Raw genomic sequence first — 22302 nt, 5'->3', positions numbered from 1 at the left:
TGTAGCTATCCGGACAGGACGAAAATTCGTGATATCCGGTTTATTTTGTTCACATCATTCGCCAGACAATTGCAAAACAAGAGGGGAAATTGAAGCAAGGCAAGAAAACAAGTAAATCTTCGAAACCACTACATCTAGTGCGCTATTTTTTATTTGCCCTAATTCTAGTGCCCCATCTAGTCATATGCAACCGCTTTTTATTTAAATAATTGAATTATTTTTTTCATTAAAAGGGCGTTTAGGTGTTGACTTTCGCAAAGCCTAGAAAAGCACGAGCACAGACGCGAGTGGGCACTAACATGCATGAACGATGTGAGATGCATCTTCCTGCTTAGCAGGATCAGGAAGATGATCATGTAGATACCAATGAGTAATCGTGAGCAAGAAAACGACATGCAACTTGTCCTGACGGCCAAGCCAGCTCAAGTGCTGTTGGTCACGAATGACAGTAAAAAGATTTATTCCTGAATTTTCAATTTCTGAATTTGATAACGCAACTGCCGGAAACTGACGCCAAGCAACTCTGCCGCCTGGGTACGGTTATTCCTGGTCTGATGCAAGGCACGTCTTATCATTTCGCGTTCAACGTTTTCCAGAAAATCGGGCAGGGAGCAAGGCAAACTCGGTGCGGAAAATACATCAATCTCGGCAACATGTGCCAACTCGTGCACTATACTGGCACTGGCTGGGGGAATTTCTGCCGGGGTTACTGGCATAACCAATATTTCCGGCATTTTTCTGGTGCCACGCAAGGCTAGGTCGGTTACTTCTATACAACCATCATTGGCAAAGGCAATGGCACGCTCAAGTATGTTTTCCAGTTCACGGACATTACCAGGAAAATCATAACTGATTAATGCATCAATAGCCTCGACCGACATATCAATGTCACTGCCTGTGAGTTTTTTCAGGATATTGCGGGATAGCTCAACGATATCTTCCAGCCGCTCACGCAAAGGTGGCAGATGCAATTCGATGACATTCAGGCGGTAATACAAATCTTGCCGGAATCGCCCCTCTTCTACACAGATGGCCAGGTTTTGGTGTGTGGCACTGATGATACGTACATCCACCGCCTCTTCTGCGGTAGCCCCCACTTTGCGAACCCGTCTTTCCTGGATGGCACGTAACAGCTTGACTTGCATGGCTAAGGGCAAGTCAGCCACCTCGTCAAGCATCAAGGTGCCACCATTGGCCGCTTGAAAAAAACCATCCCTGTCATCAGCAGCGCCAGTAAACGCGCCCTTTCTATAGCCAAAGAATTCGGCTTCCATGAGCGTTTCAGGAATCGCGCCACAGTTGACGGCAATAAAGGGTTTGTCTGCTCTGGCACTACTGGTATGAATTTCCCTGGCTGCCAACTCCTTGCCACTGCCAGACTCACCAGTAATGATAACCGGTGCCATGCTGCGCGCCAGGCGACTGATCTGCGCCCTGACCTCCTGCATGCCTTGCGACTGACCTATCATGAAAGAATTGGCAGGGACTGCCCGTTTTTCCGGCGCTGTCTGCTGCTCTTTCTGGACCTCACTGGTTTGCAAGGCGGACCTGACCAACTTGCGCAACTGGTCCAGGGCCACCGGTTTGGATACATAATCGAAAGCACCAGCCTTCAAGGCAACTACCGCATTGTCGGCACTACCGAATGCGGTAATCACGGCAATCGGCGTGTTCTTATAGTTGGCATTGATTTCTTGTACCAGCTCCATGCCAGAGCCATCAGGCAGGCGCATGTCTGTCAGCACTAGCGCGTAACTATGTCTGGCAAGATGGCTGCGCGCCAAAGCTAGGGTCTCTGCACTGTCCACATCCAGACCCATCTTGATCAGCGTAATTTCCAGCAATTCGCGCAGATGCGCCTCATCGTCGACCACCAGGATACGGGGACAGCTCGTAACTTCATTCATACTCATGCACTATATCCAGAGAAATTAATTACAAAACGTCCACTAGGCTCGGCCTTGCCGTCTCCGGCTTCTTCCACCCTGTACTCATAATCAAGCAAGGCACGGTTATTCAAACACAATTCCCTGGCCATGTACAAGCCCAGACCAGTGCCCATGCGCGATGTTGTGTAGAAAGGCTCAAATAAGTGCGAACGGACATCATAAGGAATGGCCGGGCCATCATCTTGTATATGCAATTCCTGGCGACCGCTGGAATTGACCTGGGCAAACAATTTGATACTACCTGCTTGCCCGCTGGCATAACGTATCGCATTCGACAAAAGATTCAAGACTACTTCACGCAGGTGGCTAGGATCAAAGTCGATCATGAAATTCTTGTCTGTCACTACCACGATCAGATCAGTGGCTAAACCTCGGGTTTCGACAAAGTCTCTGACCATTTCCGTGATCAGATCCATGACATAGTAAGGCGAAACATCCGACTGAGCCTTGCGTGACAGCTTCAAAATATCTTCAATGAGTTGATTCAGGCGCGCCACATTGTCATCAACAATTTTCAGCAAGCGACTTGCCTGCTTGCTGTCCTGCCCCAGACTATCAAGGTCTTCATTGAGCAAAGAGGCAGCATAGGAAATTGATGACAGTGGATTGCGCACCTCATGCGCAATACTGGCCGTCAGGCGTCCCATGGAAGCCAGTTTTAATTGCTGAGCCTGGTTTTCTATATCGGATACGTCCTGCATGAAGACGATAGTGTAAGTGTCGGCCCGGTCTTTCAAAGCACCGGCATTGACGCCCTTGATGGCGACGAAACGCAGTTTGAGGTGCGTGACAAAGTGCGGTCGCTCGCGTTCAAAGCGCTCACGGCTTGCAGTATCGGCAGCCAGCTCACCCAGTTCAGGGCGGACATCATCCAGATAACAGCGTATGGATACGAAAGATATTTCTTCCTCTTTACGTCTATCCGAAAAACTGGGGCGCCCTTTCATGCCGTTCAGGATTTCAGAGACGGGACGCAAAGGGGCAATATCGGCGAGTTCCACTCCTATCATCTCCTTGGTCAGACTTCCTCCCAGCATACGCACTGCCGCCGGATTGATTTCAAACATACAGGCATTCTGGTCAAGCACCAGAATGCCATCTCCCATATCTGCAATGACCAGTTGATTAATAGCCTGCTGTATTGCCAGCGCGTTACCACGCTGAGCTGCCAGTTGCTCCTGATTGATGAGATTATGGGCAAGACGATTGACCACTGAAACTACTGCAAAATAGGCGGCACCAAGCAGGCCTGCCTGCGACAAAGGTGTTCCTTCTTCCAGTTGCAAATAATGATAGCCGCTCTCTATCAATAAAAACAGAACGACGATGGAAGTAAAAAAGAAAGACCAGATCAATGGGCTGAGTATCGCGGCACCCGCCAAAGGAAACAGGTACAAAATCCCCAAACCACTTTTAGTGCCACCTCCAGCCAGATACATGACGGAAATAATGATAATGTCCAGCAATATCTGTGTGCTCAGTTGCCACATGAAGCGGCGTGGATACAATTGCTTGAGCACCAAAAAGCCAACAGCAACCAGCAGATAGATCAAGCCTATGTCGCGACCAAACAAATGCTCAAACGCCCAGACATCCTTGTCACTGCGCAAGCTGAGCAAGATCAGCAAGCTGGCAGCTACCACCACGCGTGATGCATTCAGCGTTTGTAATGAACGCCAGAACGAATGGGAGGGCTCAACTGCGACAGAGTGAAGTTCAGACATCAGTATCCTGATTGGATGTCAGCTTCATGCGAGATCTGCATGTTCTTTACTACAATACACTTGCTCGCCGCGCTGCACAGCTTCTGACGCGGGCAGATAAATCTGGCAATGCGCGCAGCAAACCATGGCCTCGGCAGATGCAGGATTTTGCGGGTCGGGCCTGGATGTCGTTGCTACCGGACTGCGTGGCGGCTGCATTTTCTTCTTCAGAGCCAGGATGATCAGCACCAGCAAACCCAACCAGAACAAAATTCTCATGACAGGCTCCTGTGCAATAAGACTTCCAGGACAAAGCGGCTACCGACATAGGCCAGTAGCAAGGTGACAAAGCCCGACAAGGTGAAGCTCAGTACAGTCTTGCCACGCCAGCCACGCCAATAGCGCCCGGTCAGCAAGATGGCAAACAAGAGCCATGACAAAAGAGACAACAAGGTCTTGTGATCCCATTTAAAGGCAACACCCAGTACCTGCTCTGAAAATATCACGCCCGACAAAACAGTCAGTGTCAATAAGACAAAACCAAACAGCACAAAACGAAACAGGATTTTTTCCATGGTCAGCAAGGCAGGCAATCTGTCGACCAGTTTGTTGAGCCACTCTGCTTGTTGAGTAGCGCGCAATTGATGCAAATGTTTATCTTGCACCGTCATGACGAGCGCATGAAAAGCTGCAATGGTCAGTGTGCTATACGCCAGCATGGCAATCACCACATGCCAGGGGAACATGGGGGTCTTGCCTGCCAAAGCAATCAAATTACCAGGGAAGAAACTGGGCAAGACAGCCATTACGGCTGCATTCGGCATCAACAGCAGACGCAAACCGTCAAGAGCGGCATTTCGATTCTCCAGCCAGCAAACAAACACCGACACCCATAAGGCTGCCGACAACATGACGGCAAAGCCCACTCTGAGAGCATGATCAGGAAAAATTGTCAGCCATAATGCCAAACCATGGGTCAGCCAGGCCAGGCCACTGACGACACTGCCCAGCGTCAGCCTGCTTCCAGGCACGATGACGCTCACTATATATAAGGCGGCGGCAAGAAATGATAGATAGATTTGCATGGGCCAAGTTTACACCATGTCGCATGAAATTTGGATTATGCACATTCTGCAGCCTCCACAGCTCGCTCCTAGCCTGTCACGGGATTGATCGAAGACAAAGTTTTTTGATATTTCTTGATCTTGTCGTACAGGGTTTTCTTGGGTATACCAAGCAATTCGGCCGCCGCAGCCACATTATTGGCGTTCTTTTCCAATGCACTCTGGATCAGACTGGCTTCATACGCGTCCAGCTTCTCAGGCAGCTTGGTCTCTGTCGCTGGCTGAGCATGGCTACTTTGCAGCACAGGCACATCACCAAACTCGAGTACCCCTAAAACCAGTTGATCTGCAAAATTGCGCAACTCGCGTACATTGCCCTGCCAGTCGGCCTGCATCCAGTGCTGCATTTGAGCAGCGGACCAGACCGGTACTTGTCTTTGGTAGCGCAGTGCTGCCCTCTGTACAAAATACGAAAGCAACAAGGGAATGTCTTCGCGCCGTTCATTCAGCCTGGGCAAATGCATGGTAATGACACTGAGACGGTAATACAAGTCTTCACGAAATTGTCCTTGCGCACTGAGTTTCAACAAATCAGTTTTGGTGGCCGCGATGATACGGCAATCCAGTACGATGGATTGATTGCCGCCCAGCCGTTCCAGGCTGCGCTCTTGCAAAACCCTGAGTAACTTGATTTGCAGGTTCAGCGGCATACTTTCAATTTCATCAAGAAATACCGTGCCGCCATGTGCATATTCCAGCTTGCCTATGCGGCGTTTCTGGGCGCTAGTGAAGGCACCAGCCTCATGCCCAAAGATCTCACTCTCGAATACCGACTCTGGCAAAGCGCCACAATTGATCGCCACAAATTCGCCTTTGCAGCCACTGGCCAGGTGCAGTTGCCGCGCCACGACTTCCTTGCCAGACCCGGTTGCGCCATTAATCAATACATCAACCTGAGTGGGACCTATGCTTTGTATGAATTTCCTGACCTTTTCTATTTGCGTGCTTTGCCCTATAAGATCTGGTGTTGCAGCATGGGTCAACCACGATAATTTGAGCTTGCGATTTTCCATGACCAGCCGTCTTTTTTCCTGAGCGCGCAGGCAGGCGTCCAGCAGCCGTTCGGCAGCGAAAGGTTTTTCCAGAAAATCATAAGCACCATGGCGCATGGCATCTACCGCCATACTGACATCACCATGACCGGTAATGATGATGACGGGCAGTTCTGCATCGATGCTGCGTACTTTTTCCAGCACTTCCAGCCCAGACTTGCCGGGTAAACGAACGTCGGTAACGATAATGCCAGCAAAATCAGCCTTGATATAAGCATCAGCCATTTCAGCACTGGCGCAAGCCTGCACCCCAAAACCACCAAGTTCCAGTGTCTGGGTGGTTGCCAGGCGTACTGCCTGCTCATCCTCTATTAATATAGCGAGCATTTCAGTCATTGTGTTTCCTTACTATGTATACAGTCATGCGCGATCAGGCTGTGCTTGTGTTATTTGCCTGTTCAACAGCCAGCGGGATGCAAACTGTGAATTCTGCACCGCCATCTGGGCGGTTATTCGCCACCAGGCTGCCATTCATGGCCTGCACGATGGATGAAGAAATCGCCAGGCCCAGCCCCAGTCCATGACCAATTTCCTTGGTAGTAAAAAATGGCTCAAACAAATGTCCCGCTACATGTTCAGGGATGCCAGTGCCACTGTCGGCAATACTGATTCTTGCCATGCCATGTTCACGACAAAGGCTGACATCAACTACCTTGAAAGGGCTATTTTCTACCGCATCCAGGGCATTGCGTATAAGGTTGATCAAGACTTGTTCTATCCTGACGGTGTCACCGAACACCTTGGCAGGCTCGGCAACATGCACATGCAAGTTCACGCCGCGCCTGTCGGTCTCGCTGCGCAACAAGCTGACTGCAGACTGGATAGCAGTCTGCACATCCACTTCGGCAATCGCATTCGGGCTTTTTCTGGCAAAACCCTTGAGCTGTGCAATGATGCTGCCCATGCGTTCGCTGGCATGGCTGATATGTTCCAGGTTGGCCAAAGCTTGTTCAGCCTTGCCACGATTCATAAAAGTAATCGCATTGTCGGCAAAGGCGCGTATCGCTGTCAGTGGCTGGTTCAACTCATGGGTGATGCCGGTTGCCATCTGCCCCAGCATGGCAAGTTTACCAGCTTGCACCATCTCATTCTGGGTAGAGCGCAGCAGGGTTTCGGTCTGCTTGAGTGTCAGGTAGCGGCTTTCAAGTTCTGCATTCGCCTGCGTCAATTGATGGGTGCGTTCAGCGATATGCAGCTCCAGTTCGTCCGCCGCCTTCTTGAGCGCGCGTTGAGCCAGTCGCCCCTCTTCCAACCTGCGGCGACGCTGGTCAAACACGGCGGTAAAGGCCAGGGCTATTCCCAGCATCAGAGCAACCACCAGGGAAGATTGCAAACCTGCGCGCATGACTTTGCTCTGATCGGGAAACAACATTAACTGCCAATTCAGGCGCCCTATCGGCCTTTGCAGATACTCGTCATAACCCTTCTTTTCCGCCAGCGGCAATTGCGCAATTGCTTCTATATGCTTGCCACCATATTGCAAAGTCACTTTCAAGTCCTGTTGGATGGCTGGAGACAGGTTTTGAAGACTATGATATTTCCAGGGAGCGCGATTGCTCAAAAACACCACGCCATGTCGGTCACTAAGCGCAATTGGCTCCTCACTACTGTGCCAGGCTTGCTCAAATTCATCGAGAATGATCTTGACTGCGATGACCCCTATCGGTGCCTGACTACCTCGCTTGCTGCCAGGTGAGTAGACAGGCTGGGAAATAAAATAGCCGGGGATATTCGTGGTGTTACCTATCGCATAAAAGTGGCCAGGCCGCGCTTCTTTCAAGGCTTCAGAAAAATAAGGACGAAAAGCGAAATTTTGTCCCAGATAGCTTTGTGCAGTATTCCAGTTGCTGGCAGCAATGGTATTTCCCTGCACGTCCATGAGATAGATGGCAGCTACTTTGGCTTGTTCAGCCAGCTCCTGCAGGCTCAGATTCAGTGCCTGTATCTGCGTGGCATTCTGCTTATGCAGCAACGCTTCTGCCGTCAGTGGCAGATAAGAAATGGCGAAAGGCAGGGTTTCATAACGCTCCAGCACAGATTCAATATCCAGGGAGATGATCTGCAACTGCCTGTTACCGGCTTGCCGGCTATTTTCCCTGGCAATGCTGGCAGCCACAAAATAGCTGGCGACCACCAGCGCAAAGCTGGCGAACGCAACGCAGATAAAAATCAGGCGCCGCTCACGGACATTTTCAGTATGCGACGCCGTCACAAGCTTTTACTTATAAATACCGCAGTTGATAATAATATCTTCATACTTTTCGAAATACATGGATTTTTGCTCTATCTGTTTCGAGACAGGATTGACGAACTTATAGTCTTGCCAACCTTTTCCCTTGGCTTTCGCAAGCTCCATACGTTCGCGTACAAACAGCTTGCCGTCGGCATCTTTCAAATCCAGCAAATCCTTGCCCTGCATTTTGGCATTGGCACCATGGGCAAGATTTTTGCCATTCATATCATTGATAGTGATATACAGGTCACGATCACGGAATGGTCCTTGCAAATTATTCACATCAGCAATGGTTTTCTCTCTGCCATTCGCCTTGATACTGGCAATCACTTTTTGCACCATGGCAACGGCTTCGGCCGCCGTGCCATGCGTGCTTTGCGCCTGACTTGGCGCGCCCAACAAGAAAACCAATCCCGCTACTACAATTCGTGCGAATTTCAACATGATGTCTCTCCTTATGATTTTTTGGGCGCGCCCGGAATATCCAAACGCTGTCTTTTGCTAACCAGGCTTAATCGACTGCAGCCATTTTCAGCTCATCATTATGGTGTCTTTGCTGCTCTTCCATGACCAACTGTCCCAACTCGCGTTTCAGGGCATTGAAGCCAGGGTCAGATGGATCACGCGAACGCGGCAATTCAACCAGCAAATCCTTTTTCACCGTACCTGGCCGGTAAGTCATGACAACGATACGGTCAGCCAGGTAAATTGCTTCTTCTATACTATGCGTAACGAAGATGATGGTTTTCTTCAGCTCTGACCAGATGCGCAGCAACTCATCCTGCAAGTTGCGACGCGTCAGGGCATCCAGCGCACCAAAGGGTTCATCCATTAACATGATAGGCGAATCCAGCGCCAATACACGGGCAATTGCAACCCTCTGACGCATACCGCCAGATAAATCCTTGGGAAAGCGTGCTTTAAAATCGCTCAAGCCCAGCATGGCCAGCAGACTGGCGACTCTTTGCTGGATACCTGCCTTGGCCATTCCCTTGATTTCCAAGCCAAAGGCAATATTCTGCTCCACCGTCATCCAGGGGAACAATGCATATTCCTGAAACACCATGCCACGGTCAGGACCGGGGGCGCTGACCTTCTGCCCATTGGCAATAATGCTGCCAGAAGTCGGCAAGGAAAAACCCGCAACCGCATTCAGCAAGGTCGACTTGCCGCAGCCAGATGGTCCAAGCAGGCAAACGAACTGCCCTTCCGGTATTTCCAGATTGATGTCACGCAAGGCCACGACTTCTTTGTCAGCGGTCTTGAAAATCTTGTTCACAGCTCCAATGCTGATATGACTATTGTTCATCTCAATTCTCCAATCCACGGTGCCAGCGCAGCAAATAATTGTTCAGTTTATTCATGGCAAGATCAATTGCCAGCCCCAGCAAACCGATGCTCATCATGCCTGCGATAATCTTGTCGGACCAAAAGTACTCACGCGCTTCCAGGATACGGAAACCCAGGCCATTGTTCACGGCAATCATTTCCGACACTATCACCACGATAAACGCAGTACCAATACCAATACGCACACCAGACAAAATATAAGGCACAGCCGCAGGCAGCATGACTCGTACAAACATGGTGGTCTGGCTGGCACCCAGATTACGGGCAGCCCGGATATAGATACCATCAACATGGCGGACACCGGCGATGGTGTTCATCAGCACCGGGAAAAATGCACCGATTGCAATCAGGAAGATGGCAGGTGGATTACCCAGACCAAACCAGAGTATCGACAAAGGGATGTAGGCAATTGGCGGTATCGGGCGCAATACCTGCACCAGGGGATTCATCCATGCATACATTCTTTGACTGGAACCCATCGCCAGACCAAGCGGCAAGGCCAGCCCCGCCCCCACCAAAAAACCCACTACTACACGGTACATGCTGCCCATGGTATCGCGTATCAATTCCCCAGAAAAAGCCCAGGCCAGCCAACTTGTGGTAGCTGCATCCCTGGCTTCATAGGGTGATGCGTACTCTATCCATTTTTTTACCACGGCCAGCGGCGAAGGAAGTACTTGGGCATTAACCCAACCCATGCTGGTCACCACATGCCAGATTGCGATCAGGATAACGGGCACGATCAGCCCCGCGCCAATTTCACGCCATTTGAATTTCATGATTTTTCCTTCAAGATTTGAGGAGCTGGGTGAGCAGATTTTTGCTCAAAGAAGCAGGCTCACCTTTTGCTCAAGCTAAAGACTTACTAAGAACCTGTTTACGATCTTACTGTGCGAACGTGATCGGGGCTCATGTGCTGCTCAAAATGCTCATGTACTTAAGTACATTCCGCTTTTTGCGCTGCACTTTTGTTACCCTGCCCCCGCTGACACTCGCTCGCTACAGATCGAAAACCGGTTCTAAGGCTTATTTTATGTTCAGGCTCTTCTTGGCTTGTTCCAGAAGATCGGTTTTTACCCAATCCTTGGCGACTGGCGGCTTGACCATTTTTCCTACGCCATATTTTTGCATCAGATCAGTGGTGATCTGAATATGCTCTGCCGTTACATCATAGGTGTAAGGCGAGTTTTCAATTGCATTGACGAAATCTTCATGGCTGACCTGGCCCTTAAACATGTTTTCACGCACATATTTCTCAGCCAGTTCCTTGTTTTCAATGAAGGTTTTGGTGGCTTCGACAAAGCAGCGCATGAATTTTTCGGCGACTGGACGGCGTTCTTTGTAGAACTTCTCGGTCATGACCATGGTACGCACAGGCTCACCTATTGGTGTGTCGTAAGGCTTGATGATTTCATTACCAAAACCCTTGTTGATGGCCTGGGAAGAATAGGGCTCGGACTGCATGATCGCATCGATATTCTTGCCCAGCAAAGCCTGGTTCAGGTCAGGGAAACCAAGGTAAATGATTTGTACATCCTTGCCTGGCTGGTCAGAATAAGTCAGGCCGTGTTGTGACAGTTCTGCTGCCAGCAAAATGTCCTGAATGCCACCACGGGTAACGCCAACTTTTTTGCCTTTCAAATCCTTGACTGTTTTTATGCCCAGATCTGTGCGCCCGACCAGGCGTGCGCCACCCTTGGCAAAACCAGCGACCACGTAGATAGCAGTGCCACTGGCCCGTGCAGATATGGTTGCTTCTGAAGATACGGCACCCACATCAAGTTCGCCAGCAATGACTGCCTGCATGGCATCCAGGCCTTTGGCGAACACCCGTTCTTCCACCTTGATGCCGCACTTGGGGGCGATTTCCTTGATATACGATACCGCGCCATAATGCGCAAATTTCAGATTACCCAGTCTGACAACGTCCTGGGCCTGGGCCGCGCTGGCAAACAATCCTGAACTAATTACACTGGCAAGCAAAATCTTTTTAAACATCGTTGTCTCCTGAAGTGTGATTTAATTTTTTCCTACACGCACTGATTAGCAGATATTGTGCCAGCATAAAAATTTAAGTAAACGACTGATTTTATTCATTTTTTTGCACATAAGGTCGCTGAATTGATGCGAAAAACCGGATTACACCTGTCGGGTATTCCGTGTTTTCGCACTGACTTGCTGATGTGGGCTAGCGTAGAAACTTGCCGTCACGGCCTATCATGGTCAGGTCTACAAACTCACTGCCGCTATGGTCCCGCTCACTATAAGTCACGGTAATACCACCCAGATCAACCTTGTGCATGGATTCCAGTGCCCGTATCAAGCCATCGCGTGTCAAGCCCTTGCCTGCCCGCTTCAAACCTTCTACCAGCAACTTTGCTGCTACAAAACCTTCCATCGCTGCATAGGATGGTGCTACACCATTGTCCTTGGCGATGGTCTTGAACTCTTGACCAAGCATCGTCGACACCAGATGTGGTGCAGGCATGATCTGCGAAACCATGATGCCGGTTGCGACTGGACCCAGGGAGTCAATGAAGGATTGCGAAGCATTATTTGACAGCGTCATGACTTGTATTGTGCTGCCTTTGGCACGCAAGCCACGCACAACATCAGCCACAGTCGTAGCCGAGCCGATGATGATCAAGGCTTTGGCGGGGGACTTGATCACTTCATCGATGGCCTTGGGAACATCAGGCTTTGCTCTGTCATATTTGCTGATTAACGAAGGTTTCAGCTTAAAGTGATCCATCGAAGCAGTAAAACCGGCCAGGCCGTCACCACCGAAAGTATCATCCACGTGCATCAGGGCAATGTCTTTCAAGCCTATGGTAGAAAACTGCTCTACCGCTTTTTTCACTTCATCCTGATACTTGGCCCTGACATTGAAGATATAACGATTAACCGGGCTGTGGAATACCGCCGCACCAGTGCTTGGGGCAATCAGGGGTACTTTATTGGCCGCCAGTATGGGTAAAATCGCCTGGGTATGCGGTGTCCCACGGCTCTGGAACAAGGCAAAGACATGGTCCTTTTTAATCAGGGTCTCGGCATTGCTGGCCGCCGTGACTGGATCGAACTTATCATCAAGAATGCGCAATTCTATCTTGCGACCATTAATGCCACCGTTCTTATTGACTTGATTAAAATATGCTGCAGCACCAGCATTCATTTCCTTGACAGGGCCAGCGATCTGCCCGGTCAAACCTACAGTTTGTCCTATCAGTATGTTATTGTCAGTGACACCCTCTTCTGCCTGACTGTAAACAGAAAAAGTAAGCAGGGTGCACAAGCAAATGATGCGTGGCAAGCGCCAGGCACGATGAAGTCGACTCATGATTGTCTCCAGATTATTGAGCGGCTATTTTTAGAATCTGCGACAAAAACAAGGTGAACAAAGCGGTTGGCCTTGTCATCTTGATATTGTAGCAAGCTCTGGGATAGCGCTCTTATTAGCAGACTTCATACCAAGCAAGAATGAAGGCTGGCAAGCCGTTTTTAACCGTTTTTCAAAGCAAAATATATCCGTAATATCCCGCATGCGTCTGAAATTTCGCACATATGACAAAAATAATTCTGGATTTCCAGAATTCTGAACACATCTTCTTTGCACAATCTGCGAAATGCCAGAGTCTGCATGCGGCTTCGGGTAAAATGCCTGCTTTAACTGCTACTGCAGGCCCTCTGGTTCGCAGTAAGTGCCGCTCTATTGATTTTTTCTTAAGATTTCCTAAGCAAACATGCTCGATAACCTTACCCAGCGCCTCGCCAAAGTCGTCAAGACCATGCGCGGCGAAGCCCGTCTGACTGAATCCAATACCGCCGACATGTTGCGCGAAGTGCGCATGGCCTTGCTGGAGGCAGACGTTGCCTTGCCTGCAGTGCGTGAACTGATCGCCCGCGTCAAAGAAAAAGCCATGGGCGAAGAAGTCATTTCCTCCCTGACACCGGGTCAGGCCCTGGTCGGCGTGGTACAGAAAGAACTGGCCGCCCTGATGGGGGCAGACCTTGGCGAAGAGGCTTCTCAACTGAGTTTTAACTGCCAGCCACCGGCAATCATCCTGATGGCCGGTTTGCAAGGTGCCGGTAAAACCACGACAGTCGGTAAGCTGGCCAAGTATCTGCGTGAGCAAAAAAAGAAAAAAGTATTAACAGTTTCTGCCGACGTTTACCGTCCAGCTGCGATAGGTCAGTTGCAGACTGTGACAGCACAGGTTGGCGCCGACTTTTTCCCATCTCTGCCCACTGACAAACCGGTAGATATCGCCCTGGCTGCGCTGGACTACGCAAAAAAACATTATCACGATGTATTGATCATCGATACTGCAGGTCGTCTGGGTATAGATGAAGCGATGATGCAAGAAATTGCTGCTGTCCACGCTGCCGTCAAACCGATAGAAACCCTGTTTGTGGTGGATGCCATGCTGGGTCAGGATGCCGTCAATACCGCCAAGGCATTTAATGATGCCCTGCCTTTAACAGGCGTGGTACTGACCAAGCTCGATGGTGATGCACGCGGCGGCGCGGCCCTGTCGGTACGTTATATCACCGGCAAACCGATCAAATTCGTCGGTGTCGCAGAAAAACTCGATGGCCTCGAATCCTTCGATGCCACCCGTATGGCCAATCGCATCCTGGGCATGGGTGACATCCTGGCGCTGGTGGAATCGGCGCAAAAAGGCATGGATGTGGCCGCAGCACAGGATCTGGCGCACAAGATCAAGGATGGCGGCAAATTCGATATGAATGACTTCAAGATGCAAATTTCGCAGATGAAGAACATGGGCGGTCTGTCGAACCTGATGGATAAGCTGCCGGCGCAAATGCAGCAGGCGGCCAGTGGTGCCAACATGGACCAGGCTGAAAAGCAGGTACGCCGCATGGAAGGCATGATCAATTCCATGACACCACAAGAAAGAGCCAAGCCAGAATTGATCAAGGCTTCACGCAAGCGCCGTATCGCCGCCGGTGCCGGTGTACAGATACAGGAAGTCAATCGCATGCTGGCCCAGTTTGATCAGATGCAATCGATGATGAAGAAATTGCGTGGCGGCGGCATGATGAAGATGCTGCGCAGCATGAAGGGAATGATGCCGGGCAAGCGCTGAGTTTTTGCCAGATTTAGCTAGAACTCATTTCATAAATAGGGTGAGATGCGTTTGTCTCATAGCGTGAGCTGGCAAGGCGGACGAGGCAGTCAATAGCGGTGCTATTGATAACGAGTCCAACGCAGTCCAGCACGCGCTATGAGGCAAACCCTTCGGGAACTGACGATTTGGGCGCATTGCAGCGTTGTGCCCTTTGCTAAGGCAGGAGCCTTAGCTTCAGGTCACGCCTTGCACTGCATCCCAAATCGTCTTGTTCGCACTCATCCTATTTATGAAATGAGTTCTAAATTCAGCTAAATTTTTCGCAGTATTTCTGTTCGCATTTCTCTCTATGAAAAAATGCCGGATAGCAGCCAAAATGGCGCTAATCCGGCATTTTTTTAGACTTAAATCCAACGACAGGCAAATTCCTGCACTTTTTCATGAAATTCCAGCAAAAAACACTTGCATCCCTGTAAAAACCGCACCACTATTAGCGATGCGTGAAGTGACGCAATGCAGGAGCTTTTCAAAACGATCAAAGCTCCGTCCACGAAATTTGTGAAGGAGGCTATTTATGGCAACAGCACCAAAGAAACCAGCAGCAAAACCGGCAGCTAAACCAGCGGCTAAACCAGCAGCAAAAGCAGCCGCTCCAAAGGCAGCAGCAGCGAAACCTGCAGCAAAAGCAGCAGCGCCTAAAAAAGCCGCAGCCGCCAAACCAGCAGCAGCACGCAAGCCAAATGCAGCGTTCATGAAACCTATGACTATCTCCCCAGTTCTGGCAGCAGTCATCGGTGCAGCAGCAATTCCTCGTACTGAAGTCACTAAAAAAGTATGGGAATACATCAAGAAACACAAGCTGCAAGATGAAGCAAACAAACGCAACATCAACGCGGATGACAAGTTGAAAGCCGTTTTCGATGGCAAAAAACAAGTGTCCATGTTTGAAATGACTAAACTCATTTCCGGTCATCTGTCCTGATTTTTTCAGGAAGAGATTCCCGAAGTTGCTTTGGGAAACTTAAGGGAAGCAGTTAGTCCCATCCCAAACAAAAATGCCCGCATAGCGCGGGCATTTTTGTTTTTATTTTCTGCAAATTCATTTATGGACGCCCACTTACAAATTGCCGCAAGTGACGGGGACAGTTGCCAGCTCATTGCCGATAATCTCACCGGGCTTGCGATGCAAGATGCAATACGTTCCGTAAGGGGTGATGACTTTTGAGACTGGCCGACCATCACCGAGTATATGCACTTCGTGTTTATAGCTTTCCCGCATGACAGTAGAGGATGATTTCACCGCAGCACCAAACTTTTCCATGGGCGCGGGGGCAGTTTTGGCGCTGACCTGATCGCGGTACTGAAAGTCTTTTTTCAAACCATTGAAAATCTCCCTTGTGTCACGGTTAACGGGCATTTCATTTCCGGAACTTGCTGGCTCTTTTTCGACTGACAGATTCGATTGTTCTTTGTCGCTGACAGTCGCTTTGTCTGTGACGCCGATAGCGGAACTGTGCCGCGGAACTGGCATGACTCTGCTTTGACGAGATGGTTCTGTCAAATCCTGCGTAGCTGGTGAGCGTGGTGTCAGTTTCATCTGCTCAGGCTGATTCAAAAAAATCAGACTGCCACTAGTTGTTTGCGTCGCCCCATCTTTGTACATCGCATTTGACTGCGACCACAGCAGATACAAAGCCGCGTGCAACAGGAGGACTACAAACAATATCTGCCACTCATTGCCTTGAGCAGGCGCTCGATAAGAAGCTAGCAGCATGTATCTCTCCTCGCCTCAATAGCTGCCGCAACTGACTGTCTGTATGCCTGGGGATCGCGTGATATCTGCGCCGGGTTTTGCGCCTATTACACAATAGGAACCTGCTGGTGTCGTAACCTTGGTCATGGCCGTACCATCCGCCATAATAATGTTCTTATAGCTGGTGCCACGAGGACGCGCAGCAGCGGCAACATTGATGCCAAATTGCACCATGGATGATTTTTCTGGCTTGATATCGGTCAGGATGCGATTTGGCATTTCGCGCTCTACCTGCTTGATGACTTTGCTGATGTCACGCTCAATGACGACAGGCGGCTCACTAGTTAATGCAGGCATGCTTGATTCAGTATTCGTGACCGGGGGAACTTTGATGCCTGTACCTGCATCACTGGTAACGGGTATGTTGGGAGCATTCAGCACTAGCGGTGCGCGGGGTTTGTTTGGCAACGACAATTGGCTGGGTGGCGCCACTGGTTTGGTCAGGGGTATAGCCTGTTCAGGCTTGGTTTGTACTGGCGCTTCCAGCATGCGAACAACAAAAGCCAGTGGCGTGCTCATTTCATGTTTATGTCTGACCAGGCTTGGCCAAAGCATGATCAGCAAGAAATGGGCAAGCAAAACCGTAAGCAGCAATTGCCAGCGTGGGCGCAATAACTTGCGCCAGTCTGTGCTGCCAAAATCTTCTTGATAAAAGAGTGCCTGCATGTCGGGTCTTGGTGTCATCCTGAATATGATCGGGCATTCTGGAATGCCCGATCATACTTGGCCCGTGATTTATGCAAAGGACTATTTTACAAGACCAGGAGTAGCGTTAATTGCTACCTGAGGGTGATGCAGATTTTACTCAGCAAATGAATCAGCTGTTGAATTCCCAATTTTTCCAGTTGGAAAGCACTGCCTTGGGATATTCAGGGCGGCCACGGCTACCATTGTAGCGACCTAGTGCCAGGTAGAGATCACCTTTTTCCATATCAATATACAGACGTAAAATCGAGCAGCCATAACGCAAGTTTGTCTGCATCTGGAACAGTTTTTTCGCATCGCCATCACCAATCACACGAGACCAGAATGGCATGACCTGCATATAGCCACGTGCTCCGACAACAGAAGTCGCATATTTGCGGAAGGCAGACTCTACCTGTATCAAACCCATGACCATGGCAACATCGAGGCCAGCGCGCTTGGATTCATACCAGATGGCATCCAGCAATTCCTTGCGGGTCTGTAAATCGGGGATGCGTCGCTTAAGGCGCGATGCCATCTCACCTTGCCAGTTGATGTACTTGATACGTTCTTCTATGGTGGCAAACGTAGGTTTGGGTGGCGTGGAATCAGAAACGGCTTTGGCCAGTGCAAGGCGTACTGAATCTGCCATGGCTTCTTCTTTTTGATTACCGGCTTGCACCGGTAATGCAGAAACAGCCAACATGCAGATTACCAGATGCAGGATGGATTTTTTCCACCCTGCACATATGACTTGCAGATCAAACTTACCGCTGAATCTTCCTTTGCTCCACACGCAAAAGCGCAAGAAAAAATACTTCATCCTGCGGCTTATTTTTCTACCATCTTGGCCTGGATGAAGGCCAGCATCTCGGCCACAGGCACATTGCTGGCTTCAGTATCGCGACGGCCCAAATATTCCAGCTTGCCTTCTTTAAGACCACGGTCACCGATGACGATGCGATGCGGCACACCAATGAGTTCCCAGTCAGCAAACATGGCACCAGGACGTTCGCCACGGTCATCCAGTATCACGTCGATACCAGCAGCAATCAAAGCCTGGTACAGGGATTCAGCCTCAGTCTTGACAGCTTCACTGCGGTCCATGCCCATAGGGCAGATGACGACTTCAAACGGTGCAATTGAAGTTGGCCAGATGATGCCCTTGTCATCGAAATTCTGTTCTATTGCAGCACCCAGAATACGGGTGACGCCTATACCGTAGCAACCCATTTGCAGCAATTGTGGTTTGCCGTTTTCATCAAGGAAGGTGGCTTTCATATCGTCGGAATAGCGGGTGCCAAGCTGAAATACATGGCCAACTTCGATGCCGCGCTGAATAGCTAACATACCTTTGCCATCTGGAGATGGATCTCCAGCGACGACATTGCGTAAGTCAGCAACTGCTGGCTCAGGCAAATCACGACCCCAGTTGGCACCGGTGAAGTGAAAATCAGCTTCATTCGCGCCACAGACAAAGTCAGCCATGTTGGCGACGGTTCTGTCAGCCACGATATTGACTGGTTTTTGTGTGCCGATAGGGCCGAGGTAGCCTGGCTTGGTACCAAAATGCTCGACAATTTCTGCCTCGGTAGCAAAGCGGTAGTTGGCCATGCCAGCTATTTTGCCTGCCTTGACTTCATTGAGTTCATGGTCGCCACGTAACAGCAGCAGCCAGATTTGCGCTGCCTTGCCACTGTCTTTTTCCGCATCAACTGCGAGCACGATGGACTTGACCGTCGTTTCCAACGGGATGTTGAGCAGTTGCGCGACATCTTCACACTTGGCTTTACCTGGCGTGGCAGTCTTGGTCAGCGCAGTTGCAGCGGCTGGGCGGCTGGTTTGCGTAGGCAAGGCTTCTGCCGCTTCCATATTGGCGGCGTAATCAGAAGTCGGGCAATACACCAGCGCGTCTTCACCAGTATCAGCAATGACGTGGAATTCATGTGAGCCAGAACCACCAATCGCGCCGTTATCAGCAGCTACCGCACGGAATTCCAGGCCAAAGCGCTGGAAGATACGCGTGTAGGCGTCATACATGACTTCATAAGACTTTTGCATGCCTTCGACATTGCGGTCAAAAGAATACGCATCTTTCATGGTGAATTCACGGCCACGCATGAGACCAAAACGTGGCCGGCGTTCGTCACGGAACTTGGTCTGGATGTGATAAAAATTCACAGGCAACTGGCGGTAAGAGCGGATTTCTGTGCGTATGACATCAGTAATCGCTTCTTCCGACGTAGGCTGGATAATGTAATCGCGGCCATGGCGGTCTTTGACGCGCATGAGCTCCGGGCCCATCTTGTCCCAGCGGCCAGTTTCTTGCCAGAGTTCTGCAGGTTGTACGACGGGCATCAGCATCTCTATCGCTCCGGCGCGATTCATTTCTTCACGAACAATGTTCTCTACTTTGCGGATGATACGCAAGCCCATGGGCATGTAGTTATAGATGCCGGAACCGAGGCGCTTAATCATGCCCGCACGCATCATCAGTTTATGGCTGACGATTTCGGCATCGGCAGGAGCTTCTTTCAGTGTGGAAATAAAAAATCGTGTAGCACGCATGACAGTGATTCTTTTTAAATGGAGGGTTATAATCAACTCAATTTTAAAGGATTAGCTGGCTAATGCGCCCACTCTTTGCACATTTGATGAAGGAAACTGCGATTTGTTCGCCTCCATGGAGGCTGTCCGCTGAAAAATGCAGTGTTTTTCGACGAAACAAACGCTCTCTACGCTATCTATTGCAGGAGCAAGCCGTTTAGCCACAGAAAGTTTCGAGGTTGAACATGCTGGATCGTGAAGGCTTCCGCCCTAACGTTGGCATAATTTTGCTAAACGCCAACAATGAAGTCTGGTGGGGAAAGCGGGTGCGCGAGCATTCCTGGCAATTCCCCCAGGGTGGCATTAAATATGGTGAGTCACCGGAACAGGCCATGTACCGGGAACTCGAAGAAGAAACCGGCTTACTACCTGAGCATGTCAAAGTCATAGGGCGTACCCGTGACTGGCTGCGCTATGAAGTGCCGGATCATTTTATCAAGCGTGAAATCCGCGGGCATTATCGTGGGCAAAAACAGATCTGGTTCCTGTTGCGCATGATAGGCCGTGATTGCGATGTCAATCTGCGGGCCAGCACCCATCCTGAATTTGACGCCTGGCGCTGGCATGACTATTGGGTCCCGCTGGATGTAGTAATTGAATTCAAACGTGGTGTTTATCAACTGGCCTTGCAGGAATTGTCGCGCTATGTGCACCGCACAGAGCACCCCAATTCCAATCGCAGCCGCTATTTGCGTAATCAGCAACAAACACCCAAAAATCAGGATTGCAAGAAAACCGAGCCAGAAGAGTCCAAATAATTTATGTTGAATAAAAAACTAGGTCGTATCATCCTTACCCTGGCCTTGCTGCCTGGCAGCTTTGCCTATGCGGCAGACCAGGAAGAAGATGACAAGGAGTGGCATGAGGTCGTCCTGCAATTACCAGAGGCACCAAAGCCGGAAAACCTGCTGAATTTTTACAAGAGCCCCAGCCAGTCTTTTGCGATTGACACCAAATCTCTTACAGTGGCAACGGATGGCACCATCCGTTATAGCCTGGTAGCAACCAGCGCTGGGGGTGCCAAGAACATCAGCTATGAAGGCCTGCGTTGCCAGACTTATGAGGTCAAACTGTATGCCTTCGGTCGGCCTGACGGCACATGGTCGCGCTCACGCCGCAACCAGTGGGATGGCATCACGAACACCGGTGCAAACAAACAGCATGCAGCCTTGTTCTCTGACTATTTTTGCGAAGGCAAAACCATCGCAGGCAAAGTCAATGTGTTGCTGGACAAACTGCGCGGGAAAAAGATGTCATATTACTAGCCAGCTGCAACAGGATGCAGGAATAAAATGGGCGCTGATTTTTTTCACTCATGCGCCCATTTTTTATATCTGATTCATAGCAACACCAGATTATCGCGGTGTATCAATTCAGATTCTTCAACAAAGCCAAGTATGGATTCTATCTCGCTCGAAGCATGGCGCTTGATACGACGAGCATCTGCGCTTGAGTAATTAATCAGCCCCCTTGCTACCGGAGTACCCGCCTCATCACAGCAAGTAACCACTGCACCACGGCTGAATTCGCCGCGTACATCGAGTACGCCTATGGGTAGCAAGGATTTGCCTTCACGTATCAGTTTTTGTACGGCACCCGGATCCAGCACGACCTGGCCCAGGGTCTGCAAATGATCCATCATCCATTGCTTGCGCGCCGCCACCGGGGCCATTTGCGAAATCAATTGTGTACCTATGGCTTCGCCCTGCGCCAGACGCAGCAAGACATTCTCTTCGCGGCCCCAGGCGATGACCGTGTGCGCCCCAGAACGCGCGCCCCTTTTGGCGGCGAGTATCTTGGTCAGCATGCCACCACTACCGAGGCTGGAACCAGCACCACCTGCCATGGCTTCCAACGCCAGGTCACCTGCCCTGGCTTCGTGCACGAAGGTTGCATTCGGGTCTTTGCGTGGGTCCGCTGTATACAAGCCCTTTTGGTCAGTCAGGATGATGAGAGCATCGCCTTCTATTAAATTGGCTACCAGGGCGCCGAGCGTGTCATTGTCACCAAACTTGATTTCATCGGTAACCACTGTATCATTTTCATTGATGATGGGGACGATGCCCAGGCGCAGCAAAGTGAACAATGTCGAGCGCGCATTCAGGTAGCGTTCACGATCCGCCAAGTCGGCATGCGTCAACAAAATTTGTGCTGTACCTATCTGGTGTTCACGAAAGCTGCTTTCATAAATTTGTGCCAGGCCCATTTGACCGACGGCAGCACAAGCCTGCAATTCGTGGATGGCAGTCGGTCGTTTTTCAAAGCCCAGGCGTTGCCGCCCTTCGGCGATGGCACCAGAGCTGACCAGCACGACTTCCTTGCCCATGGCACGCAAGCCAGCGATCTGGGCAGCCCATTTGGCGATGGCCTGCTTGTCCAGCCCCTTGCCATCATTGGTAACCAGGGATGAACCTACTTTGATAATCAGGCGTTTTGCTTGCTGAATGACAGATTGCATAAATAAGGGACAAATGTGATTTGGTGATGTTGCCGCACTTCAGCGGCGAACAAATCAAAATTATACTTTATATGGATACTATCGCTGCAATCTAAATTTAATTCACATTTAAAAGGCATATTCTACTTTTTATGAGATTTTAATTATTAAAAAGAAATTTTCCAAATAAAAAATAATCACCTTTATACATTTTTAGTTGTTGATGAACAGATGGTGGACGTAAAAAAACCTGGCTTTCA

20 protein-coding genes are annotated in these 22302 nt (G+C 50.0%); 4 read left to right on the top strand and 16 right to left on the bottom strand.

The features are described from left to right. Positions 1-458: 458 nt before the first annotated feature. From Q8K39_RS02435 to Q8K39_RS02385, 11 genes are all read right to left on the bottom strand, one after another. On the bottom strand, positions 459-1913 hold the full coding sequence (locus tag Q8K39_RS02435) for a sigma-54 dependent transcriptional regulator (RefSeq protein ID WP_305258149.1): 1455 nt from the start codon (positions 1911-1913) through the stop codon (positions 459-461). Next, complete coding sequence (locus tag Q8K39_RS02430) at positions 1910-3673, bottom strand: PAS domain-containing sensor histidine kinase (RefSeq protein ID WP_305258148.1); 1764 nt, start codon at positions 3671-3673, stop codon at positions 1910-1912. The genes Q8K39_RS02435 and Q8K39_RS02430 overlap by 4 nt, the downstream gene beginning before the upstream one ends. 24 nt (positions 3674-3697) lie before the next feature. After that, positions 3698-3931: a PP0621 family protein gene (locus tag Q8K39_RS02425; protein WP_186952110.1), complete on the bottom strand. Its 234-nt coding sequence runs from the start codon at positions 3929-3931 to the stop codon at positions 3698-3700. Then, positions 3928-4737: an inner membrane protein YpjD gene (locus tag Q8K39_RS02420; RefSeq protein WP_186952109.1), complete on the bottom strand. Its 810-nt coding sequence runs from the start codon at positions 4735-4737 to the stop codon at positions 3928-3930. The genes Q8K39_RS02425 and Q8K39_RS02420 overlap by 4 nt, the downstream gene beginning before the upstream one ends. A 68-nt stretch (positions 4738-4805) precedes the next feature. Then, positions 4806-6164, bottom strand: coding sequence for a sigma-54-dependent transcriptional regulator (locus Q8K39_RS02415; RefSeq protein WP_370868542.1), 1359 nt, complete (start codon positions 6162-6164; stop codon positions 4806-4808). Between the two features lie 34 nt (positions 6165-6198). After that, the gene (locus Q8K39_RS02410) at positions 6199-8040 is read right to left on the bottom strand and encodes an ATP-binding protein (protein ID WP_305258147.1); all 1842 of its coding nucleotides are present in this window, start codon (positions 8038-8040) and stop codon (positions 6199-6201) included. A gap of 6 nt (positions 8041-8046) precedes the next feature. Beyond that, complete coding sequence (locus Q8K39_RS02405; RefSeq protein ID WP_305258146.1) at positions 8047-8505, bottom strand: cache domain-containing protein; 459 nt, start codon at positions 8503-8505, stop codon at positions 8047-8049. A gap of 67 nt (positions 8506-8572) precedes the next feature. Beyond that, the gene (locus Q8K39_RS02400; protein ID WP_305258145.1) at positions 8573-9370 is read right to left on the bottom strand and encodes an ABC transporter ATP-binding protein; all 798 of its coding nucleotides are present in this window, start codon (positions 9368-9370) and stop codon (positions 8573-8575) included. Position 9371: 1 nt separating this feature from the next. Further along, on the bottom strand, positions 9372-10190 hold the full coding sequence (locus tag Q8K39_RS02395) for an ABC transporter permease (RefSeq protein WP_186952105.1): 819 nt from the start codon (positions 10188-10190) through the stop codon (positions 9372-9374). A 247-nt stretch (positions 10191-10437) separates the two neighbouring features. Then, positions 10438-11409: an ABC transporter substrate-binding protein gene (locus Q8K39_RS02390; RefSeq protein WP_305258144.1), complete on the bottom strand. Its 972-nt coding sequence runs from the start codon at positions 11407-11409 to the stop codon at positions 10438-10440. A gap of 190 nt (positions 11410-11599) precedes the next feature. Beyond that, positions 11600-12748 (bottom strand): ABC transporter substrate-binding protein, encoded by a 1149-nt coding sequence (locus Q8K39_RS02385; RefSeq protein WP_305258143.1) that lies wholly within the window; start codon positions 12746-12748, stop codon positions 11600-11602. 403 nt (positions 12749-13151) lie between these two features. On the opposite strand from Q8K39_RS02385, the gene ffh reads away from it, so the two are divergent. Next, positions 13152-14519: a signal recognition particle protein gene (ffh, locus tag Q8K39_RS02380; protein WP_186952102.1), complete on the top strand. Its 1368-nt coding sequence runs from the start codon at positions 13152-13154 to the stop codon at positions 14517-14519. A 556-nt stretch (positions 14520-15075) separates the two neighbouring features. Beyond that, entirely contained in the window at positions 15076-15483 is a 408-nt protein-coding gene (locus Q8K39_RS02375) for an SWIB/MDM2 domain-containing protein (protein ID WP_186952101.1), read from the top strand. A 135-nt stretch (positions 15484-15618) separates the two neighbouring features. Here Q8K39_RS02375 and Q8K39_RS02370 read toward each other — a convergent pair whose 3' ends face one another. The 4 genes from Q8K39_RS02370 to Q8K39_RS02355 all read right to left on the bottom strand — a co-directional run bounded on the left by Q8K39_RS02370 (position 15619) and on the right by Q8K39_RS02355 (position 19566). After that, positions 15619-16275 (bottom strand): hypothetical protein, encoded by a 657-nt coding sequence (locus tag Q8K39_RS02370; RefSeq protein WP_186952100.1) that lies wholly within the window; start codon positions 16273-16275, stop codon positions 15619-15621. Positions 16276-16290: 15 nt separating this feature from the next. After that, complete coding sequence (locus Q8K39_RS02365) at positions 16291-16998, bottom strand: hypothetical protein (RefSeq protein WP_305258142.1); 708 nt, start codon at positions 16996-16998, stop codon at positions 16291-16293. Between the two features lie 133 nt (positions 16999-17131). Further along, positions 17132-17704 carry a lytic transglycosylase domain-containing protein gene (locus Q8K39_RS02360; RefSeq protein WP_186952098.1) on the bottom strand — a complete coding sequence of 191 codons (573 nt, stop codon included), beginning with the start codon at positions 17702-17704 and terminating at the stop codon, positions 17132-17134. Between the two features lie 125 nt (positions 17705-17829). Then, positions 17830-19566: a proline--tRNA ligase gene (locus tag Q8K39_RS02355; protein WP_305258141.1), complete on the bottom strand. Its 1737-nt coding sequence runs from the start codon at positions 19564-19566 to the stop codon at positions 17830-17832. 224 nt (positions 19567-19790) lie between these two features. On the opposite strand from Q8K39_RS02355, the gene Q8K39_RS02350 reads away from it, so the two are divergent. After that, a complete protein-coding gene (locus Q8K39_RS02350) occupies positions 19791-20363 on the top strand; it encodes an RNA pyrophosphohydrolase (RefSeq protein ID WP_186952096.1) in 573 nt (190 codons plus the stop codon). Positions 20364-20366: 3 nt separating this feature from the next. Further along, positions 20367-20870 carry a CNP1-like family protein gene (locus Q8K39_RS02345; protein WP_305258140.1) on the top strand — a complete coding sequence of 168 codons (504 nt, stop codon included), beginning with the start codon at positions 20367-20369 and terminating at the stop codon, positions 20868-20870. A gap of 74 nt (positions 20871-20944) precedes the next feature. Here the strand turns inward: Q8K39_RS02345 and proB are convergent, their stop codons facing one another. Further along, entirely contained in the window at positions 20945-22063 is a 1119-nt protein-coding gene (proB, locus tag Q8K39_RS02340; protein WP_305258139.1) for a glutamate 5-kinase, read from the bottom strand. Between the last annotated feature and the right edge of the window lie 239 nt (positions 22064-22302).

It is taken from the genome of Undibacterium sp. (genome assembly GCF_030683615.1).
GTDB classification, from domain to species: domain Bacteria; phylum Pseudomonadota; class Gammaproteobacteria; order Burkholderiales; family Burkholderiaceae_D; genus Undibacterium; species Undibacterium umbellatum.
Note: the sequence above shows the minus strand (reverse complement) of the source record. Positions and strands in the feature narration are given on the sequence as shown.